This window comes from Bradyrhizobium sp. CCBAU 51753 (genome assembly GCF_015291565.1).
Classification (GTDB): Bacteria; Pseudomonadota; Alphaproteobacteria; order Rhizobiales; family Xanthobacteraceae; genus Bradyrhizobium; species Bradyrhizobium ivorense.
Genome location: NZ_CP030037.1, coordinates 5,985,188 through 6,007,226 on the forward strand (window position 1 = coordinate 5,985,188; position 22,039 = coordinate 6,007,226).

At 66.0% G+C, this 22,039-nt stretch carries 22 protein-coding genes; 6 read left to right on the forward strand and 16 right to left on the reverse strand.

Annotated elements, in window-relative coordinates:
• Positions 1–37 precede the first annotated feature (37 nt).
• The 5 genes from XH93_RS27380 to XH93_RS27400 all read right to left on the reverse strand — a co-directional run bounded on the left by XH93_RS27380 (position 38) and on the right by XH93_RS27400 (position 5,087).
• Complete coding sequence (locus XH93_RS27380) at positions 38–1,351, reverse strand: adenylate/guanylate cyclase domain-containing protein (protein WP_194469875.1); 1,314 nt, start codon at positions 1,349–1,351, stop codon at positions 38–40.
• Between the two features lie 97 nt (positions 1,352–1,448).
• Entirely contained in the window at positions 1,449–2,612 is a 1,164-nt protein-coding gene (locus XH93_RS27385; protein WP_194469876.1) for an ABC transporter permease, read from the reverse strand.
• 5 nt (positions 2,613–2,617) lie between these two features.
• The gene (locus XH93_RS27390) at positions 2,618–3,580 is read right to left on the reverse strand and encodes an ABC transporter ATP-binding protein (RefSeq protein WP_194469877.1); all 963 of its coding nucleotides are present in this window, start codon (positions 3,578–3,580) and stop codon (positions 2,618–2,620) included.
• Positions 3,577–4,362, reverse strand: a complete 786-nt coding sequence (locus tag XH93_RS27395) for an HlyD family secretion protein (protein WP_194469878.1) — start codon at positions 4,360–4,362, stop codon at positions 3,577–3,579. The genes XH93_RS27390 and XH93_RS27395 overlap by 4 nt, the downstream gene beginning before the upstream one ends.
• Positions 4,359–5,087 (reverse strand): TetR/AcrR family transcriptional regulator, encoded by a 729-nt coding sequence (locus XH93_RS27400; protein WP_194469879.1) that lies wholly within the window; start codon positions 5,085–5,087, stop codon positions 4,359–4,361. Before XH93_RS27400 ends, XH93_RS27395 begins: the two co-directional genes overlap by 4 nt.
• 533 nt (positions 5,088–5,620) lie before the next feature.
• Between XH93_RS27400 and XH93_RS27405 the strand changes: the two genes are divergently transcribed.
• Positions 5,621–6,859: a cytochrome P450 gene (locus tag XH93_RS27405; protein ID WP_194469880.1), complete on the forward strand. Its 1,239-nt coding sequence runs from the start codon at positions 5,621–5,623 to the stop codon at positions 6,857–6,859.
• 471 nt (positions 6,860–7,330) lie between these two features.
• On the opposite strand, the gene XH93_RS27410 is transcribed toward XH93_RS27405, so the two are convergent.
• From XH93_RS27410 to XH93_RS27425, 4 genes are all read right to left on the reverse strand, one after another.
• Positions 7,331–7,963 carry a hypothetical protein gene (locus XH93_RS27410; protein ID WP_194469881.1) on the reverse strand — a complete coding sequence of 211 codons (633 nt, stop codon included), beginning with the start codon at positions 7,961–7,963 and terminating at the stop codon, positions 7,331–7,333.
• A 10-nt stretch (positions 7,964–7,973) separates the two neighbouring features.
• The gene (locus tag XH93_RS27415; protein ID WP_194469882.1) at positions 7,974–10,229 is read right to left on the reverse strand and encodes a xanthine dehydrogenase family protein molybdopterin-binding subunit; all 2,256 of its coding nucleotides are present in this window, start codon (positions 10,227–10,229) and stop codon (positions 7,974–7,976) included.
• 1 nt (position 10,230) lies between these two features.
• A complete protein-coding gene (locus tag XH93_RS27420; RefSeq protein ID WP_172627924.1) occupies positions 10,231–10,692 on the reverse strand; it encodes a (2Fe-2S)-binding protein in 462 nt (153 codons plus the stop codon).
• 203 nt (positions 10,693–10,895) lie between these two features.
• Positions 10,896–11,270: a VOC family protein gene (locus XH93_RS27425; protein WP_194469883.1), complete on the reverse strand. Its 375-nt coding sequence runs from the start codon at positions 11,268–11,270 to the stop codon at positions 10,896–10,898.
• 97 nt (positions 11,271–11,367) lie between these two features.
• On the opposite strand from XH93_RS27425, the gene XH93_RS27430 reads away from it, so the two are divergent.
• Entirely contained in the window at positions 11,368–12,486 is a 1,119-nt protein-coding gene (locus XH93_RS27430; RefSeq protein WP_194469884.1) for a hypothetical protein, read from the forward strand.
• A 27-nt stretch (positions 12,487–12,513) separates the two neighbouring features.
• On the opposite strand, the gene XH93_RS27435 is transcribed toward XH93_RS27430, so the two are convergent.
• Positions 12,514–12,924 (reverse strand): DUF2000 family protein, encoded by a 411-nt coding sequence (locus XH93_RS27435; RefSeq protein WP_194469885.1) that lies wholly within the window; start codon positions 12,922–12,924, stop codon positions 12,514–12,516.
• A 193-nt stretch (positions 12,925–13,117) separates the two neighbouring features.
• On the opposite strand from XH93_RS27435, the gene XH93_RS27440 reads away from it, so the two are divergent.
• Together XH93_RS27440 and XH93_RS27445 are read left to right on the forward strand one after the other, a co-directional pair.
• Positions 13,118–13,798 (forward strand): carboxymuconolactone decarboxylase family protein, encoded by a 681-nt coding sequence (locus XH93_RS27440; protein ID WP_194469886.1) that lies wholly within the window; start codon positions 13,118–13,120, stop codon positions 13,796–13,798.
• A gap of 11 nt (positions 13,799–13,809) precedes the next feature.
• Complete coding sequence (locus XH93_RS27445; protein WP_194469887.1) at positions 13,810–14,256, forward strand: DUF3224 domain-containing protein; 447 nt, start codon at positions 13,810–13,812, stop codon at positions 14,254–14,256.
• A gap of 65 nt (positions 14,257–14,321) precedes the next feature.
• Here XH93_RS27445 and XH93_RS27450 read toward each other — a convergent pair whose 3' ends face one another.
• Positions 14,322–15,065 (reverse strand): Crp/Fnr family transcriptional regulator, encoded by a 744-nt coding sequence (locus XH93_RS27450; protein ID WP_194469888.1) that lies wholly within the window; start codon positions 15,063–15,065, stop codon positions 14,322–14,324.
• A 92-nt stretch (positions 15,066–15,157) separates the two neighbouring features.
• Here XH93_RS27450 and XH93_RS27455 point away from each other — a divergent pair, with 92 nt between their 5' ends.
• Together XH93_RS27455 and XH93_RS27460 are read left to right on the forward strand one after the other, a co-directional pair.
• A complete protein-coding gene (locus tag XH93_RS27455) occupies positions 15,158–16,606 on the forward strand; it encodes a serine hydrolase (RefSeq protein ID WP_194469889.1) in 1,449 nt (482 codons plus the stop codon).
• Between the two features lie 101 nt (positions 16,607–16,707).
• On the forward strand, positions 16,708–17,322 hold the full coding sequence (locus tag XH93_RS27460) for a tetratricopeptide repeat protein (RefSeq protein WP_194469890.1): 615 nt from the start codon (positions 16,708–16,710) through the stop codon (positions 17,320–17,322).
• 9 nt (positions 17,323–17,331) lie between these two features.
• On the opposite strand, the gene XH93_RS27465 is transcribed toward XH93_RS27460, so the two are convergent.
• The 5 genes from XH93_RS27465 to XH93_RS27485 form a co-directional block, all read right to left on the reverse strand.
• Entirely contained in the window at positions 17,332–17,739 is a 408-nt protein-coding gene (locus tag XH93_RS27465; protein ID WP_246799312.1) for a DUF4189 domain-containing protein, read from the reverse strand.
• Between the two features lie 398 nt (positions 17,740–18,137).
• Positions 18,138–19,742, reverse strand: a complete 1,605-nt coding sequence (locus tag XH93_RS27470) for an NTP transferase domain-containing protein (protein WP_194469891.1) — start codon at positions 19,740–19,742, stop codon at positions 18,138–18,140.
• Positions 19,739–20,440 carry an XdhC family protein gene (locus tag XH93_RS27475; RefSeq protein WP_194469892.1) on the reverse strand — a complete coding sequence of 234 codons (702 nt, stop codon included), beginning with the start codon at positions 20,438–20,440 and terminating at the stop codon, positions 19,739–19,741. Before XH93_RS27475 ends, XH93_RS27470 begins: the two co-directional genes overlap by 4 nt.
• Before the next feature lie 2 nt (positions 20,441–20,442).
• Positions 20,443–20,766, reverse strand: coding sequence for an XdhC family protein (locus XH93_RS27480; RefSeq protein ID WP_066499895.1), 324 nt, complete (start codon positions 20,764–20,766; stop codon positions 20,443–20,445).
• Positions 20,767–20,794: 28 nt separating this feature from the next.
• On the reverse strand, positions 20,795–21,997 hold the full coding sequence (locus tag XH93_RS27485) for a VWA domain-containing protein (RefSeq protein ID WP_194469893.1): 1,203 nt from the start codon (positions 21,995–21,997) through the stop codon (positions 20,795–20,797).
• Positions 21,998–22,039: the final 42 nt, after the last annotated feature.

Here is a 22,039-nt window from a genome sequence, read left to right on the forward strand (position 1 = left end):
TTCACGCGAACCGGCATCCACTTCGCTCGAAAACGCTCTAGCCGAGCTGCCAGACCGCCACCGGGTGTTCGTAGCCGCGCACCGGGATCTCGCCGCGCGAGACCGCATCCTTGCAGTCGTCGCCGAGCGCCTCGCGCACTTCGGACGAGATCAAGAATTGCGAGCCGAGCTCCTTGTTGAGCGCCTCGAGCCGCGCGGCAAAGTTCACGGTGTCGCCGATCACGGTGTATTCCTTGCGCCTGGGCGAGCCGATATTGCCGGCGACGACGTCGCCGACATGGATGGCGATGCCCATGCGCAGCTGCCAGCTCGAGGAGGCGTTCAGCTGCTCGTTGGCCGCGAGCATCTCGCGTGCGGCGGCGACGGCCTGATGCGGGGCGTCGACGGCGTGGATCGGCGCGCCGAACAGCGCGAGAAAGCCGTCGCCGAGAAACTTGTTCACGATGCCGCCATGGCGATCGAGGATGTCCACCAGTATCGCGAAGGCGCCGTCGAGCCGATCCACCACCTCCTGCGGCGAGCGGGTGCGCGCGCCGGCGGTGAAGCTGCGGAAATCCACGAACATCACGGCGACGCGGCGGATGTCGCTCTCGGTCGAGGCGCCCTCCATCATCAGCCGCTCGACCACTTGCGGCGAGACGTGCTGGCCGAACAGATTGGTGATGCGGTCGCGCGCGGTGGCGGCCATGATGCTGGCGCCGAACTGCTGGCGCAGCTGCATGCCGACGGTGCCCGCGACGATGCCGGAGACCAGGATCACGACGCTGCGCGCGGAATGGTAGAACAGGTCGGGCGCGGGATCCAACGTGCCGTCGGGACGATAATACATCGCCATCCAGAACAGCTCCGCGGCGGCGACGAAACCGGTGAAGGTCGAGAGCCAGAAATCCAGCCGCAGGGTCGAGGCGATGATGAAGATGAAATAGATCAGCGGCGCGACCCAGCCGAGCGCCGCGACCGGGCCCATGCTGTCGATGTGCAGCGCGAGCGCGATGGTCGGCATCGACGTCTCGATGAAGGCGCCGATATAGCGGCGGACGATCGGCAGGTCGCGGCCCTGCTTCATGTGCCTGACGATCGCGCCGTGCACCCACAATTCGAACAGGATGAACGGCACAACGACCGAATAGAGATAGGATGGCTTGAAATTGCCGTGCCAGACCCGGACCAGCGCCTCGGGATTGACGAAGTAGATGATCGAGCTGACCACCGAGAATCCGGCGGCGATGCCGATCAGCACCTTGATGCGCAGCAGCTCGGTGGTCATCACCTCGTGCATCAGCGCGTGATGAAAGTCCACGGATACGTTGGTGCCGTGCGCCGGTTTGTCTTTGTCCTGCAACTCCGCCATTTCCCCGCCCCAGTCATTCCGGGGCGCGAAGCGAACCCGGAATCTCGAGATTCCGGGTTCGCCCGGAATAACGATGAACAACCAGCCGCATTCTGCCTCAATCCAGCGTGCGGCGGAAGCGCGTCACGGCGACCGTCATGGCGAACAGCATCAGGCAGGCCAGCGCGATGGTGTCGTAGCGCAGGTTCTCCATCGCCGCGCCCTTCAGCATGATGGCGCGGACGATGCGGACGAAATGGGTCAGCGGCAGCCCCTCGCCGATATATTGCGCCCAGACCGGCATGCCCGCGAACGGAAACATGAAGCCGGACAAAAGGATGCTCGGCAGGAAGAACATCATCGAGAGCTGCATCGCCTGCAGCTGGTTCTGCACGATGGTCGAGAAGGTGTAGCCGATCGACAGATTGGTGGTGATGAACAGCGTGGTCAGGAGCGCGAGCAGCGTCATGCTGCCGATGATCGGGACGCCGAACACGACCACGCCGATGCCGATGATCAGCGCGGCCTGCACGAAGCCGACGATCACGTAAGGGATGATCTTGCCGAACATCACCTCGACCGGCTTGATCGGCATCGACAGCAGGCTCTCCATGGTGCCGCGCTCGATTTCGCGCGTCACCGACAGCGCGGTGAAGATCAGCATCGTCATGGTGAGAATGGTGCCGACCAGGCCGGGCACGATGTTGAGGCGGGATTCCGCCGCCGGGTTGTAGCGGGCGTGGGCGCGGATCTCGAACGGCATCTCCGGAGGATCGCCGATATGCAGATCATGCGCCAGCGCGGTCTGCACCAATGGGCCGAGCGCGCCGAGCGCCGAGCCGGAGGCGACCGGATCGGTGGCGTCGGCGGCGACCAGGAGCGCCGGCCTGTCGCCGCGCCGCACCGCGCGCTCGAAACCGCGCGGGATCTCGACGCCGAACAGCACCTTGCCGGATTGCAGCAGCTCGTCGAACTCGGTGACGGTATGGACCTCGCGGGTGAAGCGGAAATAGGCGGTGTTCTGCATCGCCTTCAGGATCGAGCGGCCGAGATCGCTATCCTCCTGGGTCAGCACCGCGGTCGGCAGATTGCGCGGCGTGGTGTTGATGGCGTAGCCGAACAGCGTGAGCTGCATCACCGGCAGCATGATGATCATGGCGAACGAGACGCGGTCGCGGCGAAGCTGGATGAACTCCTTGACCAGCATCGCATAGCTGCGCCGCCAGAAGCCGAACGCCGGCTCCCTGGTCTCGCGGTTCTGGATCGCATCGGTCGCACTCATGGCAACTATCCCTGCTGGAAATTGTCCCTGGAGCGCCCCATCAGGTCGATAAAGACGTCTTCGAGCGACGGCTCGCTCGGCTGCCAGTGCCATTTCGCGTTGCTGCGGTACGGCGTGATGGCGGCCTCCAGTGCCGTCTTGTTGCGGCCGGAGACGTGCAGGCTGGTGCCGAACGGCGCCACCATGTCGACGCCGGGCTTGCCGGACAGCTCGGCCATCAGGCCGTTGAAATCGTCGCCGGTCACCGTGTAGGTCGACAGCCCGGATCCGGCGATCACCTCGTCCACCGTGCCGTGCGCCAACAGATGGCCATAGGCGATGTAGGCGATCTCGTGACAGCGCTCGGCCTCGTCCATGTAGTGGGTCGAGACCAGCACGGTGAGGCCCTCGGCGGCGAGCGCGTGGATCTCGTTCCAGAAGTCGCGCCGCGCCTTGGGGTCGACGCCGGCGGTCGGCTCGTCCAGCAGCAGCAGTTGCGGATTGGGCAGCGTGCAGGCGCCGAGCGCGAGCCGCTGCTTCCAGCCGCCGGACAATTCGCCGGCGAGCTGCTCCTCGCGGCCCTTGAGGCCGATCCGCGCGATCATCTCGGACGCCGCGCGCGGCGCGTCGGGCAGGCCGTAGAGCCGGGCGACGAATTCGAGGTTCTCGCGCACACTGAGGTCCTGGTACAAGCTGAAGCGCTGCGTCATGTAGCCGACCTTGCGCTTGATCTTGTCGGCGTCGCGCCGGATGTCGTAGCCGAGGCAGGTGCCCTCGCCGCTGTCGGGCGTCAGCAGGCCGCACAGGATGCGGATGGTGGTGGTCTTGCCGCTGCCGTTGGGACCGAGGAAGCCGTAGATCGAGCCGCGCTTGACCTGCATCGACAGGTCATGGACCACCTCGCGCCCCCCGAACGATTTGGTCAGGCCCCTGGCGTCGATCGCGAAGCCGGATGCGTCAGAGCGCGCATGGGTGGTGGCGGCGGTCATCTGCGGTCCGCCACCGGGATCTTGGGGTTGAGGTGGATGCTGATCGGCTGTCCGACCCGCAGCACGTCGGGCCGGCTCGGCCGCGCCTGGATCAGATAGACCAGCTTGTTGCGCTCATCGAGGCTGTAGATGACAGGCGGAGTGTATTCCGCCGTGGTGGCGATGAAGTAGATCTTTGCGGTGAGATCTTCAGCGCAATTGTCGCAGCTCACCTTGACCTCGTCGCCGAGCGCAAGCTTCGGCAGCTCGGTCTCCGGCACGAAGAAGCGCAGCTTCATGTTGCCGGGCGGCATGATCGAGAGCACCGGCCGCTGCGCCTGCACCATCTCGCCCTCGCGGAAATAGATCTGCTGGATGGCGCCGGCGATCGGGGCAAAACCCTTGCGGCGGTCGAGCCGGGTCTGCGAGGTGTTGACGCGCGCCTCGGCGATGCGCAGCGCCGAGACCGCGGAATCCAGATTGGCCTGGGTGCCGGAGCCGGTGCCACGCAGCGAGGCGGCGCGGTCGTAGGTCTGCTGCGCATTGGCCAGCGTCGCATTGCTCTGGTTGAGATCGGCGCGCTGCAGATCGTCGTCGACGGTGTAGAGCAGGTCGCCGGGCTTGACCTCGTCGCCCTCGCGCACGTTGAGCTTGGTGACCCGGCCGGATTCATCGGGGCTGACGAAGATCATGTCGGCCTCGACCCAGCCCTGGAAGCCGGGGTCGCGCTTCTCCTGACAGCCGGCAAGCACCGCCGCCAGCGCGGCGACGGCCAGGCACTGTAATATGCGCGACGAGGTCATGTCGTCCTCCGTTCGCCAAAAATCAGATCGAGATGCACCTTGAACATCGCGATGCCGTCGAGGGGCGCGTGGCGGGCGAACAGGCTTTGCCAGATCACGGCGACGATCGCCGGCGCGACGATCAGTTGCGGGAAGTGCGCCAGCTCCTTCTGCCTGATCTCGCCGCGCGTGATCGCGAGTTGGACCAGCCGGTGCATGGCGGCCAGCCCCTTCGACACCACCTCGCGGAAATAGAAGTCGGCGATCGCCGGGAAGCGCGGTCCCTCCGAAACGATCAGCCGGATGATGTCGCCGCGCCGGGTCGTTGCCACCTCGCGAATGAAAATCTCGGCGAACCCCTCCACCGCATCGCGCACCGGACCGGTGATCGTGGGCGGCGCGGCCAAGCGGCTGATCAGCGGCACCAGCGCGGTGCGGATCAGCTCCTCGAACATCGATTCCTTGTCCTTGAAGTGCAGGTAGAGCGTGCCCTTGGCGACCCCTGCCCGCTTGGCGATGTCGTCGAGCCGGGTCGCGGCAAAGCCGCGCGCGACGAACTCGTCCATCGCCGCCTCGACGATGGCCGCCCGCCGCTCCGCCGACCTTTCGGCGCGGTTCGCCACAGGCCTCGCCTCGGCCAGTTTTGCCGAGACGACCTTCGGAGTCTTGGCCGAGGCAGCCCGGATCGCGGCCTTGTGGGGCCGTTCGGGCGATGTGCGGGTCGGTTTATCGGTGCGCTTTGTCATGAGTCCAATATGACTGACTAGTCAGTCATTGTCAAGATGATGGGAGGAAAACGCATATCGGCGCGGAACGTTCCTGGCGGTTTTGCTGCGATCCGACTCGCCGTTCCGGCGTCGCGCACCGATTGACGCGGGTGGTCATAAGTCCCTGCTTTCGCCGGGCCACACCTGTCATTGCGAGGCGCGACAGCGACGAAGCAATCCATCGCTCCGCATATGCGGCGCTATGGATTGCTTCGCTGCGCTCGCAATGACGGGGTGAGTTCGAGCCGCAACTCACGCAGCTAGCTCGGTGTCATCACCCGCGCATGCGGGGGATCCAGTATTCCAGAGGCGGTCGTGCTTGAGCCGACAGGCCGCGGCGCACTGGATCGCCCGGTCCATGTGCGCAATTGCGCACAGGCCGGGCGATGACATTCGTGGGCGGGAGCCCTCTCCATTACGATTGCAACGAACTTCGGCCGTCCGGCAATCGAGACGTAAAACGGGGATGCCTAGAGAGGAGAAGTCTCAGTCAAGGACAGAAGGGAATCTCAATGGCAGAAGTTATCGGCGCAAACGATCGGGTGGCTCTCGGCGCTTTCGACGGCCTGCCGGTTCTTAGTGTGGCCGACCTCGACGCCGATCCTCACGGCATGTTCCGCAGGTATCGCGCCGCCTATCCCTTTGTCGGACATCAAGCGGGAGGTTACCTCATACTGCGCCATGCCGACATTGAGCGGCTTGGCAATGGTTCGGGTACGGCCGCATCCGAAACGGCCCACCCGGAAATGTTCGGTGTCACCGAGGGAGCGCTGTTCGATTTGTTCGAGCAGGGAATGCTCACCGCGAATGGCGCCGTTCATCGTCGCCGACGCTCACCGTTCTCCAGGAGCTTTGCGGCGCGCACGATGGCCGATCTGAGGCCGCAGATACGGCGTTCTGCCGAGGAGTTGATCGAGAGCTGGTATGCCGATGGTCGGGTCGAATTTGTCGATCAGTTCGCAGCCCAACTTCCTGCCCGCGTCATAGGGAACCTTCTCGGCCTGCCGCGCGCCGACATCCCGTCCTTTACGAGCCTTGTCTACTCCGTGACCCGCTTCTTCAGCTCGAGCATCGTGCCGGACGAAATCCCCGAATTGGAGGCGGCGTGCCGAGAGTTGCGCGATTACGTGGAAAAGACGCTCGACGACAGACGCAGCGCCCCTCGCGACGATTTCCTCTCGGATTTCCTGGGCAAGGCGGACGCAGCCGGCGAGCTGTCACCTCTCGAGATCGTATTCCAGATCGTGCAGCTGATCATCGGCGGCACCGACACGACCCGCGTCGCCATCGTGATGCAACTGGCGCTGCTGCTCCAGCACCGGGAGCAATGGGACGCGGTGTGTCGCGATCCCTCGCTCGTTCCAGGCGCGGTTGCGGAGGCGATGCGCTTCGAGCCGAGCGTGGCATCGTTCGTCAGGGTGACGACCGAAGACATCGAGCTTGGCGGCGCGGTTCTTCCGGCCCGGCAATTCGTCATCTTGTCGACGATGTCCGCCGCCCGTGACGGAGACGCCTATGACCGACCCGACGTGTTCGACATCCGTCGAACCGATCAGCCACGGCTGCTTCCCGCCTTCGGCGCCGGCGCCCATCGTTGCATCGGTGAGGCGCTGGCGCGCGTCGAACTCGAGGAGAGCCTGGCGGCGCTCGCGGCCCGCCTCCCGCAACTTCGACTGGATGAGGCGCCCGTGATCAGGGGGCACAGCGGCATCCGCCGCGTCGATTCCATGCGGATATCCTGGCAGCCGTGAAATCCGGATGCGGCATCGATGTCGGATTACCGCGCGTGTTGCGAAGCGCGGCCCGATGACTTGTTTAGTCCGGAGACATGGCTGACACCTGTTCGGACACATCACTGACAGGTTGGCCGTCGGTCAAGTCGATTGATGCGACATACCAACTAGGTGTGCATACGCGCGCTGCGGTCAGTTCCGTCATCCCCGCGCAAAGGCTTCGCCTTTGTCGCTGGAGGTGCGAGCTCTTGCGAGCCTCGAAGGATCGACGGCCACCAGCCGGGCCGTGCACCCTTCGAGGCTCGCCGAAGGGGCTCGCACCTCAGGATGACGGGTTGGTCTGATTCAAGTGCGAAACAGCTTATTCGCTGTCATCACCCGCGCAGACCGGGCGGTCCAGTACGCCGCGCCTTCTCGGCTCAATTACCGATGTCTCTGGAATACTGGATCACCCGCCTGCGCGGGCGACGACAGCGCAGCGGGAAACCGTCAGTTCGGGCAGGGTTGCCCGGCGGCGCCCCACAGCGCCATGTCCTTGACGTGATCCTCGAAGTTGCCCGGCGGCGTGGTGCGGCCCGCACCGGGGGCCCAGGCCCGGGGGATGAAGCCGCTGAGCGATGCGTCGTGCCTGAGGTGCTCGAGCAGTGCGACGGCGTCGCGGCCGCCGTTGCGCTTGGGGTCCTTCAGTTGCGCACAGATCTCGGCGCCGCTCTTGCCGAACCAGATGAACTCCACCGGGGCCAGCTGCCAGTCGATACCGGCGTGCAGCGGCGCCGGCGCGGGATCGTTCGGCAAGGTGGTGGTGATGTGACAGGTCGAGCACGCGATCGTCTCGGCGCCGATGCGGCTCTCGCCGCCATGGATGTTCATGCCATGCACGCGGGTTTTGGTTTCGCCGGCCGGCGTCCACATCGGGATCGCCTTGGCGTCGACATGGCAGTTGGCGCAACGCGGATGGGTCACCACGGCCTCGATCCGCTTCCACGCCTCGAGCCCGTCGGCGCGGCTGACGCTGCCCGCCGGCAGCGCATCTTTGGAGGCGTCGTCCTTGGCCACCCCAATCCCGGTCAGAGCCGCGATCGACGCAGCCGCCAGCGCGATCGCGATCAATGCTGCTTTCATGGCGCGCCCCTCACACGAAATCGATGAACTTGTTGAAGGGCATCTCGCGGATCCGTTTTCCGGTCGCCGCGAAGATCGCGTTGGCGAGCGCCGGTGCGGCCGGAGGCACCGGCGGCTCGCCGACGCCCCTCACCTTCGGATCGTTCTCGAGCCCGCGCACCTCGATGACGGGACACTGGTAGATCCGCATCGCTTCGTGGTGATGGTAGTTGGTCTGCTGCACGCCACCCTTGGCGTAGGTGAGCTCGCAGTTGATGGCGTGGCCGAGCCCCCACACCACCCCGCCCTGCACCTGGTTCTCGAAATTGACGGGATCGACCACCTTGCCGACATCGACCGCGATCCAGACCTTGTCGATCCTGATGCCGCGATCGGTCGCCGTGACTTCGACGACTTCCGCGGTCGGCGTGCCGAACGCCTCGACGAAGGCGACGCCGCGCCCCTTGCCGTTGCCGAGCGGCCCCTTCCAGTCCGACATCTCGGCGAGGGTCTCGAGCAGCTTGCGGTAGTGCGGGACCGCGCACATCTCGATCCGCCCCTTCAGGGGATCGACGCCCGCCGCATGGAGCAGTTCGTCGATGAAACTTTCGGTGAAGAAGCCGGCAGTGGAGGCGCCGACCGAGCGCCACGTGGTGCACGGCGACAGGCCCTGCGCCTCAAAGGTCGTGGCCCGGAAATTCGGGATGTCGTAGTAGACATTCCACAGGCCGGAGGCCAATTGCGCATCGGGATCCTTCGAGGGGATGCCGGAGCGCTCGAGCAGCCCCTTGAGCGGCGCGGTCGAGGCCAATTGCAGATCGGCCGCGACGATCTTTCCCTTGTCGATGGCGCCCCGGTGCCGGGCGATCGCGATCTGTCGCGGAATATCCTGGATGAAATCCTCCTCGCGCGAGAACACCAGCTTGATCGGCGTCCCGCGCATCTGGTTGGCGATCTCGGCCAGCACGCGCACGTTCTCGTACTCGAGACGGTGGCCAAAACTTCCACCGGTCCATTGATTGTGGAAGGTGACCTGCTCCGGCTTGATGCCGATCGCCGTCGCCGCGACCGACTGCACGAATTGAGGGCTCTGATGGCCAACCCAGATTTCCATCCCGGCGTCGGTGACAATGCCGATCCCGTTCAGCGGCTCCAGCGGCGCGTGCGCCAGATAGGGCGCGCGATACTCCGCCTCCACCAGCGTGCCGGCCTTCAATCCGGTTTCGACATCGCCGATCTTGCGCCACTCCTTGCCCAAAAATTCCGGCTTGAACGAGGATTCCAGAACCTTCCAATGGTCGGCCTGCTCGGCGGGATAGGTCGATGGCGCCCACTCGCAATCGATCGCCGCGACCGCCTTCATCGCGTACCAGCTGTTGGTCGCGACGACAGCAACGCCGTTCTTGATCTCGAGGATCTTCTTGACCCCCGGCATCGCCTGCGCCTTGCGTGCGTCATATGACTTCAGCGGCTGGCCCTTGTTGGGGTTCAGCTTGACGGAGGCATACATCATGCCCTCCATCTTCAGGTCGATGCCGAACTTGAGTTCGCCCATCACCTTCGATTTGATATCGAGGCGCGTCATCGGCTTGCCGACCAGTCGCCATGTCGACGGGTCGCGCGGCTTGACGTCGAGCACCGGCGCAATCTTCGCGGCGTCCGCCGCGAGCGCGACGTAGGGAATCTTCGTTCCGTTGGGCAAGATCACATGGCCGGATGCGGTGCGAACGTCGGCCAGCGCGACGCCCGCGCGGTCGGCCGCCGCGACCTTCAGCGTCTCGCGGGCGACCGCGCCGGCAATGCGCAGCTTTTCGTAGGTGTCCGGGATCGTGCTGGATCCACCGGTCATCTGCAGGCCGGACTTGCGCAGATTTTGCAGCACGGCGGCGCGCGCGGCTTCAGCGGCCGGACTTTGGTCCGCGGCGAGGAACGGCGCGAACTCATCGGCAAAGCCGGTGTTGAAATAGGCGGGGCTCGGCCCCGCGAAGCGGACTTCGAACTGGCCGGGGTCGAGGTCCATCTCTTCGGCAATCAGGATCGGCTGCACCGAGCCGACGCCCTGGCCGATGTCGGCGTGTTGCGCGATCAGCGTGATCTTCTCCGGGCTGATCTCGACCCAGGGATTGAAAGTCGCGGAATTGGGCCCGAGCCCTGCGGCCAATGGATTGCCATTGGCGACTGGAGCGGCCTGTTCGGCATTGCTGTAGGAGCCGAACGCAACGCCGCCGGCGACCGCGGCGGAGCCGATGATGAACACGCGGCGGGACAGGTTTTGCATGACGCCCATCTCACTTCTCCGCCATCTTGGCCGCAGCCGCATGGATCGCGGCGCGAATACGCGGATAGGTGCCGCACCGGCACAGATTGCCCGACATCACCTCGTTGATCTGTTCGTCGGTCGGCTTGGGGATCAGCTCGAGCAGCGACACGGCCTGCATGATCTGGCCGGTCTGGCAGTAGCCGCATTGCGGGACCTGATGCTCGATCCAGGCTTGCAGGACCGGGTGCTGCTCCCTGTTGTCCAATCCGTCGATGGTGACGACCGACTTGCCGGCGAGGTCGCCGATCCGCGCCTGGCAGGAACGGACCGCCGCGCCGTTGATCTGAACGGTGCAGGCACCGCATTGCGCGATCCCGCAGCCGTATTTGGGGCTGGTGATACCGAGCTCGTCGCGCAACACCCAGAGCAAAGGCATCTCTGGAACGACGTCAACTCGATGCTTGATGCCATTGACCGTGAGTTCGATCATGTCGATACGCCCCTTCGCGAATGTTGTCGTCCTCACTTCCGGGTAACTGGTATCCGAGGCAGCGTAACGTAGGCCTGCCGGGCTGCCAAGCACGGCAATTAGGCAACCAGCGCTGTCGCATTACGCGGGAGACGACACGTGATAGCGCGCGCTTGCGGACGCGCGCGCGACGCGTGGATGCGACAAATCATCGCCACGGCGCGTCAGGGTCGCTCGGTGATCGACAGCACGTTGCCGTCGGGATCCTTCAGCCACGCGATCCGGGCGCCGGATGGCGATGGCCAGATTCCAAACTCATCCTGCGCGAGGCGCGGATAGCGCTCGAACACGCCGCCACGAGCGGCGATGCCGCGCACGACAGCATCGATGTCCGGAACCGCCCAGCCGAGCACGGTATGCGGCTGTGGTATCAACGCGCGCACCTTCTGGAGCCGCAGCTCGATCCCCGCGAGATCATAGACGACGGCAAAATCGTCATCGCAGACGAATTGCAGGCCGAGCACGCCCTCGTAGAACGCGCGCGCTCGCGCGCTGTCGGTCGTCGCCACAAAGGTCATCGGGCTGCAACCATCAAGCATGTCGCTCACCGCGGTTGGAGGGGCCCGCTTCGCACCTTTGTCCATCCTACGATGTCATTGCAACCGTGGAAACCGAGCGGGCCGGCATGCCGTCCGCGTGGACGGCGGCTCCCGGCCAACTTGCAAATACCGCTCGAACCCGCCGCGGGCCGGTCGCTTCATTGCAGCAACGCTTGACCTGCCCTACCCTCCCGGAGCTGCCACAGCAACAATTGCCGGTGAGCCGATGCTTGCACTGAATGATCCGCTCTGGGCCAAGCTCGACGATGCGCATCGCGACCGGGACATTCCGCGATTGCTTGCCGGGTTTTCACAAGCCTGGGATGACGAGATTGCGAAGTCGCTGTTCTGGGACTGTCTTTGCCACCAGGGCACCTGTTACGGGGCGACCTACGCCGCGATCCCGCACCTGCTGGAGATCGCCGAACCTGACGGCAACCGGCGTGAGCGGTTCGAGATCGCACTGTTCGCCGGATTTGTCGTGCATTGTGTGCTGGAACACCGGCGAACCGGGGATGAGGCGCTGCCCGGACTTCCCGAAACGACCGAGGCGTGGGATCGGAAGCTCGATTGCTATCGCAGCCTCCTGGCCAGCCTCGAGGATCGAGGCCGAGACATCTCGCATTATGAGCGCAATGAACTGTTGCCGCGCTACAGGAAAATTCTGCGCACGGCGCCGATCGGCCGCGCCGATATCGTCCGGATCAAGGCAATCAGGACCGAGTTTCTGTCCGCGCTGCCGCGGATCGGCAAGATGTGCGAGCAGGCGTTGGTGGAGATGTCGCATGACGAGAGCGGCTTGGTGCCGTTGCTCGGAGGCGTTGCCGCCGCGGAAGGGCACCGCGACCTCGCCGGCCTTCTCTTTCATGAAGAAGCCAGCTTACTGAGGTGCACGCGTTGCGGCTGGGGCTATCGATACCTCCTGTTCGGCAACCAGATGGCCCTCTATGCCGATGAGCATCCACCCTCGGCAAAGCCGGCGGCTATCTTCGCCGACAACGCGCTGCTGCGCGACCACAAGGAGAAGGCAGCCTCACGACACGACAGCCTGGTCGTCCCTGCGGCCGACACCGACGCGCTCGCGCCTTCGCTGGCGCGGCTGCTGTTGCTCGCGGAGCGCGCGCCGGCCCAGCGGCCTGCCGTGCTGCTGCGCAATTTCCTCGGCAGCTTTCGTTGCCGGCAATGCGGCGCGATCGGGCCGCTCTGCGTTACCTGAGGTGATCGGTGTCGGCGCGGCCCGCCGCTAGCTGTGAAACTTCAAGCCGTCGAGGATCTTGTCGACCACCTTGCGCTCGGCGCGGACGGCAAGGCCGACCAGGTTGAGCTCGGCGCGCGCCACCGCCTTCACCACCTCGCGGTTGGCGGCATCATGCGTGGTCTTGAACATGTCCTCGGTGTAGAGCGCAGGCTTCACGTCACGCGCCAGTGCACGCTCCAGCGCCCGCGACAGCTGGGCGCGATCGGCGCCGTAGATCAGGATCGGCTGGCCGATCAGGGACAGATATGTCGTTCCCGAGCCGTCCTGATAGTTCTCGCCGATACATTCGGGAAACGACGCCGCGATGCCGCCGGACAGGAACGACGCGACGTTGAGCTTCTGCCAGACTTCCAGGTCGGTGCGGATCACGACCGCGATCTTGGTATCGAATTGCATGACGCAAGTGTAGCGGCAGAGCGGCCGGCGAGGCCAGTCCTGCCGGTTCAGTCATGACTGCCATGTTGGCAGCAGATGGCAACTTGGACGGGTGCCACAACATGTGTGGTTGAGAAATCATCACCGTGAGAGGAACGATCCGGCGCGCACCAATTTGTAGACCGACACGTTGTAGATGCTCCGGGAGTCTCGCATGCAACTGATGTCGGAACAGCGCGTGACGCGCCTCGATCCGGTGTTCGGCCAGATGGGAATCGAGGCCGGCAAGGCGATCTGGAGCGCACCGGCGCTGTCGATGCGGGAAAAGGCCGTCGTGATGATCACGGCCGATCTCTGCGTTCCCGAGCTCGGACTGCCATTCGAGCTGCATGTCGGCATGGCGCTGGGCCAGGCCAAGATGACGGTCGAGGATCTGCGCGAGCTGCTGCGTCATATCGCGCCCGATGCGGGCTTCAATATCGTCGCGATGGGATTCGAGCGGCTGCTGCAGATCGCCAAGGAGCTCGACAAGGATTCTGGCAGTTCGGCGACACGGATGGAGGCGGACCAGCCGGTCTATGACGCGGCGACGCTCGCCGCGCTTGAGAAGCTCGATCCGGAATTTGCGCGCATGGTCGACCGGACCAGCCGGCAATTGTGGTCGCGGCCCGGCCTGTCCCGGCGCGAGCGCTGCCTCGCCACCTTCGCGGTCGACGTCGTCGGCGGCACGCTTGGCACGCCCTTCGCGGTGCATGTCGGGCTGTGCCGGCAGGCCGGGCTCACACGAGCGGACTGCTGCGTGGCGCTGCGCGCGCTGGCGGAATTTTCGATCCCGAAGGCCTGGCAGGCGCTGATCGCGCTCGACGCGCTGCTGCCGCATGCCCGCACCAACTGACGGAGCTCACCATGGCCGCAGCCAAGTCAGTCGCCCACACCACCACGCAGTCAAAGGTTGAGGTCGCGAAATATCTCCGCGAGGTGCTCGATCATGTGAGCGACAGCACCATGACCGTGGTGGAGACGCGGCTCGAGGAAAACTTTTCCGGCGGGCTCGTCGGCAAGGGGATTGCGACTCATCTGCGCATCGAGCGCAGCGACGGCACCGGCATGCTGACCTGCTATGAACGCATCACCGGCACGCTCGACGGCCGCGCCGGCTCGTTCCTGCTGCAGGCCAGCGGCTTCACCGACCGGCATCATGCCGTGCACGGAAGCTGGGAAATCCTCGAAGGATCGGCGACCGGCGACCTCGCTGGACTGCGCGGTTACGCGGCGTTCGCCGCGATGCCCGACAAATCGGCCAAGACCGGCTGGTCGGCCGACACGACCCTCACCTATTGGTTCGATCAGTAGCTTGGGTGGAGCGCAGCGATACCCATCATTCCGACCACGAAACTGAGGAGATGGGTTCGTTTCGCCTACCCATCCGACGCAGCCCCGCGCGCCACGTCGCTGAGCCGGCCGAGATCGAGGATGCGGACGCCGCCGCGGCGGCACTGAATGATCTCGTCCTGCTCGAGATGGCGAAGCAGCTCGTTGACGGTCTGGCGGCTGAGCGAGAGCATCATGCCGAGCCGCTCCTGCGAGACGCGCACGCTGCGCTCCGGCGCCGCCACCCGCTGGCCATAACCCTCCAGCAGATTGATCAGGCAGCGCGCCAGCCGCACCTTCGGCGGCTCCAGCGCCATATCCTCGAGCAGCGTGAGCGCGATCCTGAGCTTGCCGACCAGCAGACGCCCAAGCTGCTGCCAGCGGCCGGGATCGTCGGCCAGGAGCTTGCTCAAATGACGCAGCGGCAGGTGCAGCACGGTCGAGGCGATGTCGGCGAGCGCGTCGTGGGTGCGCGGACCGCCGTCGAACAGCGCGATCTCGCCGAACCATTGCGGCGCCTCGACCATGGCGGCGATCGATCCGCGGCCCGACGGCGCGCTGCCGCTGAAGCAGATCGCGCCCGACAATACGCAATACAGGCCGTCGCTGGCGTCGCCGCGGTGGAACACGGCGCCGCCGGCCGGCACCGTGATCACGCGCGATGAAGCGAGCACGGCCTGCCGGAACGCCGGATCGAGCGCCGCGAACCACTCGCTGCTCTCCAGCACCGCCCGCTGTGCCGTGGTGAGCGCGGCGGATCGCCCGGCCTCGTTGGTCGCTCCCATCTGCATCACATCCTCGTGCGCTGTGTCGGCCCGCCGACAGACGGCGCGCGCATGATGCGGCTATGCCACGGCCCACGCAACATCAGTGGGTAACGTGAATGATTTCGCTGCGATACAACTGGAAGCTGGCTTCGGCCATCGCTTGCCTGGGCTCGGCCACGGCGGCCTACGTCGGGCGCGACGCGCTGGCGCGCGCGGCCGCGGTTCCCGTGCATTTTGCCAGCCACCAGCTCTGCTCGGCGACCTTCGTGGCGGGACTCGATCCTGCGCAGTTCTTTGCCGAGGCGATCAAGCCGAAACTCGGCCCGGCCGGCGGGCTGATCCGTTACGAGATCGACCGGCAGCGGCAGGAGGTGCGGACCAGCCTCGCGGGCCTCGTCGAGAGCCGCGCCGTTAACGACGGGCCGTTCGGATGCCGCGTGCTGCATCCCGGACGTGAGGCGCGGTTCTTCCGCGGCGAGAACGACGCTCAGCAGCCCGCCGCCGCGGCGATGCCGCCGCTCGCAGGCCCCGAGGTCGTCGCGCCGGTCAATGCAAAACTGGCCGAGGCGCTGGCGCATGCGTTTGCCGAATCCGATTCCGGGCCGCGGCGCTTTACCAAAGCCGTCGTGGTGCTGCATCGCGGACGCATCGTCGGCGAGCGTTATGCGGACAGCGTCACGCCGGCGACGCCGCTGATCGGCTGGTCGATGACGAAATCCGTGACCAACGCGCTGCTCGGCATTCTCGTGCGCAGCGGCAAGCTCGACATGAACGCACCGGCGCCGATCGTCGAATGGGGGAAGGTGCAGGACCCGCGCCGATCGATCACGCCCGACCAAATGCTGCGCATGACAAGCGGCATCCGCTGCGGCCAGTCGATTCATACGGCGGGATTTTTCACCATCTTCGACGCCGACGCCCAGATGGAATACGACATGGCCGATCAGTCCGGCTTCGCGGCCAATGCCGGCCTGCGCGCCGAACCCGGACAGGAATGGCGCTACACCAACGGCAATTTCGTGCTGCTGTCGCGGATCATCCGCAACCTCGCCGGCGGCGACGCCAATGCGACCCGGCAATTCATCGCGCGCGAATTGTTCGAGCCGGTCGGGATGCAGCATGCCACGATCGAATATGACAGCACCGGCATTCCGCTCGGCACCATCCATCTGTGGGCCAGCGCGCGCGACTGGGCGCGCTTCGGCCAGCTCTATCTGCGCGACGGCGTCACCGAGAGCGGGCGGCGCATCCTGCCCGAGGGCTGGGTCGACTATTCGGCCACGCTCACGCCGCAGAGCGCCGACGAATACGGCTATGCTGCCGGCTTCTGGACCCAGCGCGGCAACTCGGCCGCGGCGCGCGGCCGCATCGCCGGCGGCTTTCCACCCGACAGCTTCATGGCCGCCGGCAGCCAGGGCCAGTATGCGATCGTGATGCCCTCGCACGACCTCGTGATCGTCAGGATCGGCTGGTCCTACACGGACAATGACGACCGCGTTGCGACCGAGCGGCTGGTTCGCGAGACCATCGCCGCCCTGCAGCCGGACAAATTGACGAAATACTGATCGCGGCGGCTTCGGCGCGCCCTGAACCGCCGATTGCGCGGCGGCGACTAAAGACGTGCGGCTCCGCGAGAGCCGTATGTCCCCGCTTCGGACCCGCATCGATGAAGAGACGTCTTTTGCTGCTTGCATCGGCCGGAATGCTCTGCTTCGTCGCGGCGCTGATCCTGCCGACGATCCAGAGCAAGGCCGAGGTCCCGCTCGCCGCCAACTGCACCGGCAAGCCCGACGTCGCCTGGCGCGAGCAGGTCGAGGGATGCACCACGGCAATCGAGTCGGGCAAGTACGCGGGGAAGGCGCTTGCAAAGGCCCTCACCTTCCGGGCGCAAGCCTACGCGCAGACCGGCGATCTCGACAGGAGTCTCGCCGATATCGAGCAGGTGATCCGGCTCGATCCCGACGACGCCTTCGCGTTCGGCGCGCGCGGCGATCTGCATCTGGTGCAAAAGGACTACGACGGCGCGTTGGCCGACTATGACAAGGCGATCGCGCTCGCGCCCAACAACGATCTGGCGATGGCCGGCCGCGGCATCGTCTTCCTCGCCAAGGGCGACTTGAACCGCGCGCTCACCGAGTTCGACCATGCAGTGAAGCTGCAGCCGGCCTCCGCCGCCGCGCTGTACTGGCGCGGCATCACCCGGCGCCAGACCGGCGACGCCGCCGGCGGCGAGGCAGACATTGCTGCGGCGAAGAAGATCGATCCCAAGGTCGATCAGTAGTTGGATTGGCTAGCCCTTGGCGTCGCAGGCCCAGGCGCGGATCACGCATTCCTTGCCGCCATAGTCGTAGCATTTGCGGGTGGCGGCGTTGAGCGAAGAGGAGATTTGCGGCGCGACCGCGTAGCCATGCGCGCCGCAGGGATTTTTCAGGTCGATCGACAGCGCGGCGCAGGCGCGCTTCATGGTGACGGTGGTGCAGTCGCCCTTGCATTGTTTTTGCGCAGCGGCGCGCGCCGCGGCCTCCGCCGGATAGTCATAGGCCTGACCATAGGCGCCGCATTTGCCGACCGCGAACGCGCCGGCCGCATGCGCCCTGGTGATGAAGGTCTCCGTGGCGAAACGGGTGGCGCCCAGCAGCAATGTCAGGCCAAGAATCATCAGCGCGCTGCGCTGCGCGGCTGCGGTCGAAACGATCAAGTGAAATTCCCCCAAAGCCCGGCGCGGACTCTACGCGGGGGTCGTTTCCAGATGGTGAATGACGGGTTGATGGAGGACGAGCGTATGTCCATCCCCTCGTCGTCCCGGCCTAGTGCGCACAATTGCGCACGGGGGCCGGGACGACGGTGGAGAGGCTGTGCGATCGATCTATCACCGTCACCCTGAGAGAATATGAAGCTTTGCCCTCATCTACCGTTGTCATCGCTCGGCTTGACCGGGCGATCCAGTACGCCGCGGCCTCTCGCTTCTATCACCGGCGTCTCTGGAATACTGGATCACCCGGTCAAGCCGGGTGATGACACCGAGCAAGCCGAGCAAACCATCCCCGCAAGTGGCCGTTTCTTCAGCGGCCCTCGAAGGGTCGACGGCGGGAGCGATTACCCCCGCCGCGCGGCTTCCAGGGCCTGCGGGGTGTCGATGTCGAGGAAGGCGCTGTCGCCTTCGACCGGGACTTCGGCGACGGCCTCGGCGTGCTTGGCGATCAGGTGGCGGGCGCCGATGTCGCCGTCGAGCGTCATCAATTCCTTGAAGAAGCGGCGTGACCACAGCACCGGATTGCCGCGGCGGCCCTCGCTGACGGGGACGGCGATCAGATGGCCGCGGTCCGGGGCAAACGTCTCGATCAGACGGTCGATCAGCTGCGCATCGATCAGCGGCATGTCGCCGAGGCAGACGATGGCGCCGTCGGCGCTATCCGATACCGCCGAGATGCCCGCCTTCACCGAGCTCGCAAGGCCGCCGGCGAAATCCGGATTGCGGGCGAATGTCACCTTGAGGCCTGCGAGCGCCTGCTCGACCAGGTCGGCCTGATGGCCGGTGACGACGATCACCTCCGCGGCCTTCGAGGCCAGCGCCTGCTCGGCGACGATGCGCACCAGCTTCTTGCCGTCGAGCTCGGCGAGCAGCTTGTTCGGGCCACCCATCCGGGTCGAGCGTCCGGCGGCGAGCACGATCGCCGCGACCTTGCGGTTGCCTTCGGTGTCGGGGACGGTGCGCGGCTGCGGCCGCGTCACGATCTCCATCAACAGGCCGCCGACGCCCATGCCGGTGAGATCCGAGCGCGTCACCTTGATGCCGGCGAGTAGCCGCATCAGCACCCAGTCAAAACCGTTCTCGACCGGCGAGCGCGCGCAGCCCGGCGCGCCCAAGACCGGCACGCCGCCGGCGCTGCCAATCAGCAAGAGATTGCCGGGATCGACCGGCATGCCGAAATGCTCGACCGCGCCGCCGATCTCAGTGATCGCGGCGGGGATCACGTCGCGCCGGTCAGCGATCGCGGAGGCGCCGAACACGATGACGAGTTCAGCGCCGAGGCCGAGCAATTCCTTGATCGACGCGGCGAGCACCGTCTCGTCATGCGGCACCCGGCGCTCGGCGATGATCTCGGCACCCGCCGGCGCCAGCCGCTCCGCGGTGACGCGCAGCGTCTTGTCGATCACTTTTGGCGACAGCCCCGGCAGCAAGGTCGAGACCACGCCGACCTTCTTGATCACATAGGGCGCGATGCGCAGCGTATCCTTGCCGGCGACTGCGACCGCCGCATCGCGTAGCCGCCCCTCGACGCCGAACGGGATCAGCTTGACGGTCGCGATCATCTCGCCTTCGACCACCGGCTTGAATGCCGCGAGCGTCGCAAAGGTGATGGCCTCGTCGACGGCGTTGATGCGGTCGACTGCGGCGCGGTCGACCACCAGCACGCCGGGGCGGGCCGCGAACAGATTGGAGCGGCCGGTGAAGGCACGCTCGACATTGACGCCCTCGCCCGCCACCGCCTGCGCGATGCTGGCGGCCGCGGCGTCCTCGGAGACGTCGCCCTCCTCGAGCCGCACCACGACGACGTCCTTGACGCCGGCCTTGGTGAGCGCCTCGACCTCTTCAGGGCCGATCATGGTGCCCTTCTTGAGCACCAGCGCGCCCTGGCGCAGCGTATGCACGGTGACGCCGCCAATCGCGTCGGCCGGACTGGCGGGACCGAACTTCATGCCGCTTCTTCTTTTTCTTTGGGAGGCAGGCGCAATTGCGCGGTGATCTCGGCCATGATCGCCACCGCGATCTCGGCCGGCGACACCGCGCCGATGTCGAGGCCGATCGGCGCGTGGATGCGCGCGATGTCGCTCTCCTTGGCGCCCTGCGCGCGCAGCCGCTCGCCGCGCTTGGCATGGGTCTTCCGCGAGCCGAGCGCGCCGATATAGAAGCAGTCGCGGTCGAAGGCGTGCATCAGCGCCGGATCGTCGATCTTCGGATCGTGCGTCACCGCGACGAACGCGGTGTAGTGATCGACATTGAGCGGCGGCAGCGCGACGTCGGGCCATTCGGCGATCAGCGGCACATCGGGGAAGCGCTCGGGGCTGGCAAAGGCGGTGCGCGGATCGACCACCGTGACGTCGTAGTCGAGCGCGCGCGCCAGCGGCGCCAGGGCCTGGCTGATATGGACAGCGCCGACGATCACGAGCTTTGCGGTCGGCGCGTAGACGTTGAGAAACAGTTTCTTGCCGGCGACCTCGACATTGCCGCTCTTGCCCATCCTGAGCTGCTTTGAAAGTTCAGCGCTCAGCGGATCGGCGGCGATGTCCTTTGCCTTGACCAACCGCTGCTCGCCACTGGCGGTGTCGGTGACGATGATGGCCGGGCGGCGCGCGGCGCGCTCGGCGTTCAGCTCCTTGAGGGTTTCGAGCTTCACGGCTAGCCGACCTTCTCGACGAAGACGCGGATGGTGCCGCCGCAGGACAGGCCGACATTCCAGGCGGTCTCGTCGGCGACGCCGAACTCCAGCATCTTGGGCTGGCCGCTGGCGATCACATCGAGCGCCTCGGTGACCACGGCGCCCTCGACGCAGCCGCCGGACACCGAGCCGAGGAAGGTGCCTTCATCGTTGATCACGAGGCTCGAGCCGGCCGGACGCGGCGCCGAGCCCCAGGTGTCGACCACGGTGGCGAGCGCCACGCCGTGGCCCTGCTTCTGCCAGGTCTCGGCGGCCTGAAGAATGTCCTCGTCGCGATTGAGCATGGCGGCCTCCTGTCAATTCGGATGCGTCTCAGGCTACGGAGCGGATCAGGCTGCGGTGGTGCGCCGGCGGCGGCGATGACAGCGCCTCGATCAGCCCCTTGATGGACGTCAAGTTATGCACCGGGCGAAATTCGTCAACGTGGGGCAGCATCATTTTGATCCCCTGCGCCTTGGCCTCGAAGCCGGAATAGCGCAGCAGCGGGTTGAGCCAGATCAGCCGGCGGCAGGAGCGGTGCAGCCGGTCCATCTCGAAGGCCAGTTTGGCATCCGCCTCGCGTTCTAGTCCATCGGATATAAGGAGTACGATGGCGCCCTGCCCGAGAACCCGGCGGGCCCAGAGCTGGTTGAAGGAGTGCAGCGAGGTCGCGATCCGGGTGCCGCCGGCCCAGTCCTCGACCGTGGACGAGCAGCGCGCCAGCGCCTCGTCGGGATCACGCTCCCGTAACGCGCGCGTCACATTGGTCAGCCGCGTGCCGAACAGGAACACCGAGACCCGCTTGCGGGCATCGGTGATGGCATGCAGGAAATGCAGGAACAGGCGGGTGTACTCGCTCATCGAGCCCGAGATATCGAGCAGCGCCACGATCGGCGCCGGCTTCTCGATCCGCCCGAGCTTGCGGATATCGATGATCTCGCCGCCGGTGCGCAGCGAGCTGCGGATCGTGCGGCGCATGTCGAGCCGCAGGCCGCGGGCGTCCGGCTGGTAGCGGCGGGTGACGAGCTCGGCCTGCGGGAGCCGCATTTGCGCGATCGCCCTGACGACCTCGGCGATCTCCGCCGCCGTCATCTGCGCAAAATCCTTCTTCTGCAGCACCTCCTTGTCGGAGACCGAGAGTTTTAGCTCCTGCTCCTGGGCCTGCGGCCGTTCCTCGCGCATGGCGGGCTGCGCCATCGCCTCCTGCACCCGGCGCGAGGCCGGCGGCGGCTTCTTCTTGGCGTGATCGGGCAGCGGCACCGAATCCAGCATGCTCTTCCACTCCTCGGCGGCGCGGAAGAACAGGTCGAAGGCCTGGCGGAAGATCAGCGCGTGCTCGTGACGCTTGACGAAGATCGCCAGCAGCGTGGCGTAGAAATCGTCGCGGTTGCCGACCTCGATCAGCTGCAGCGCGTTGAGCGCGTCGATCACCGAGCCCGGCCCGACCGGCAGCCCGGCCGCGCGCAGCGCCCGGGCAAAGCCGATGACGTTGTCGGCCATGTGGCCCGTCGGGGGATTGAGGTGATTGATCGCCATCGTAATCTAATCCCCGTCGTTCCGGGGCGCGCGCGGAGCGAG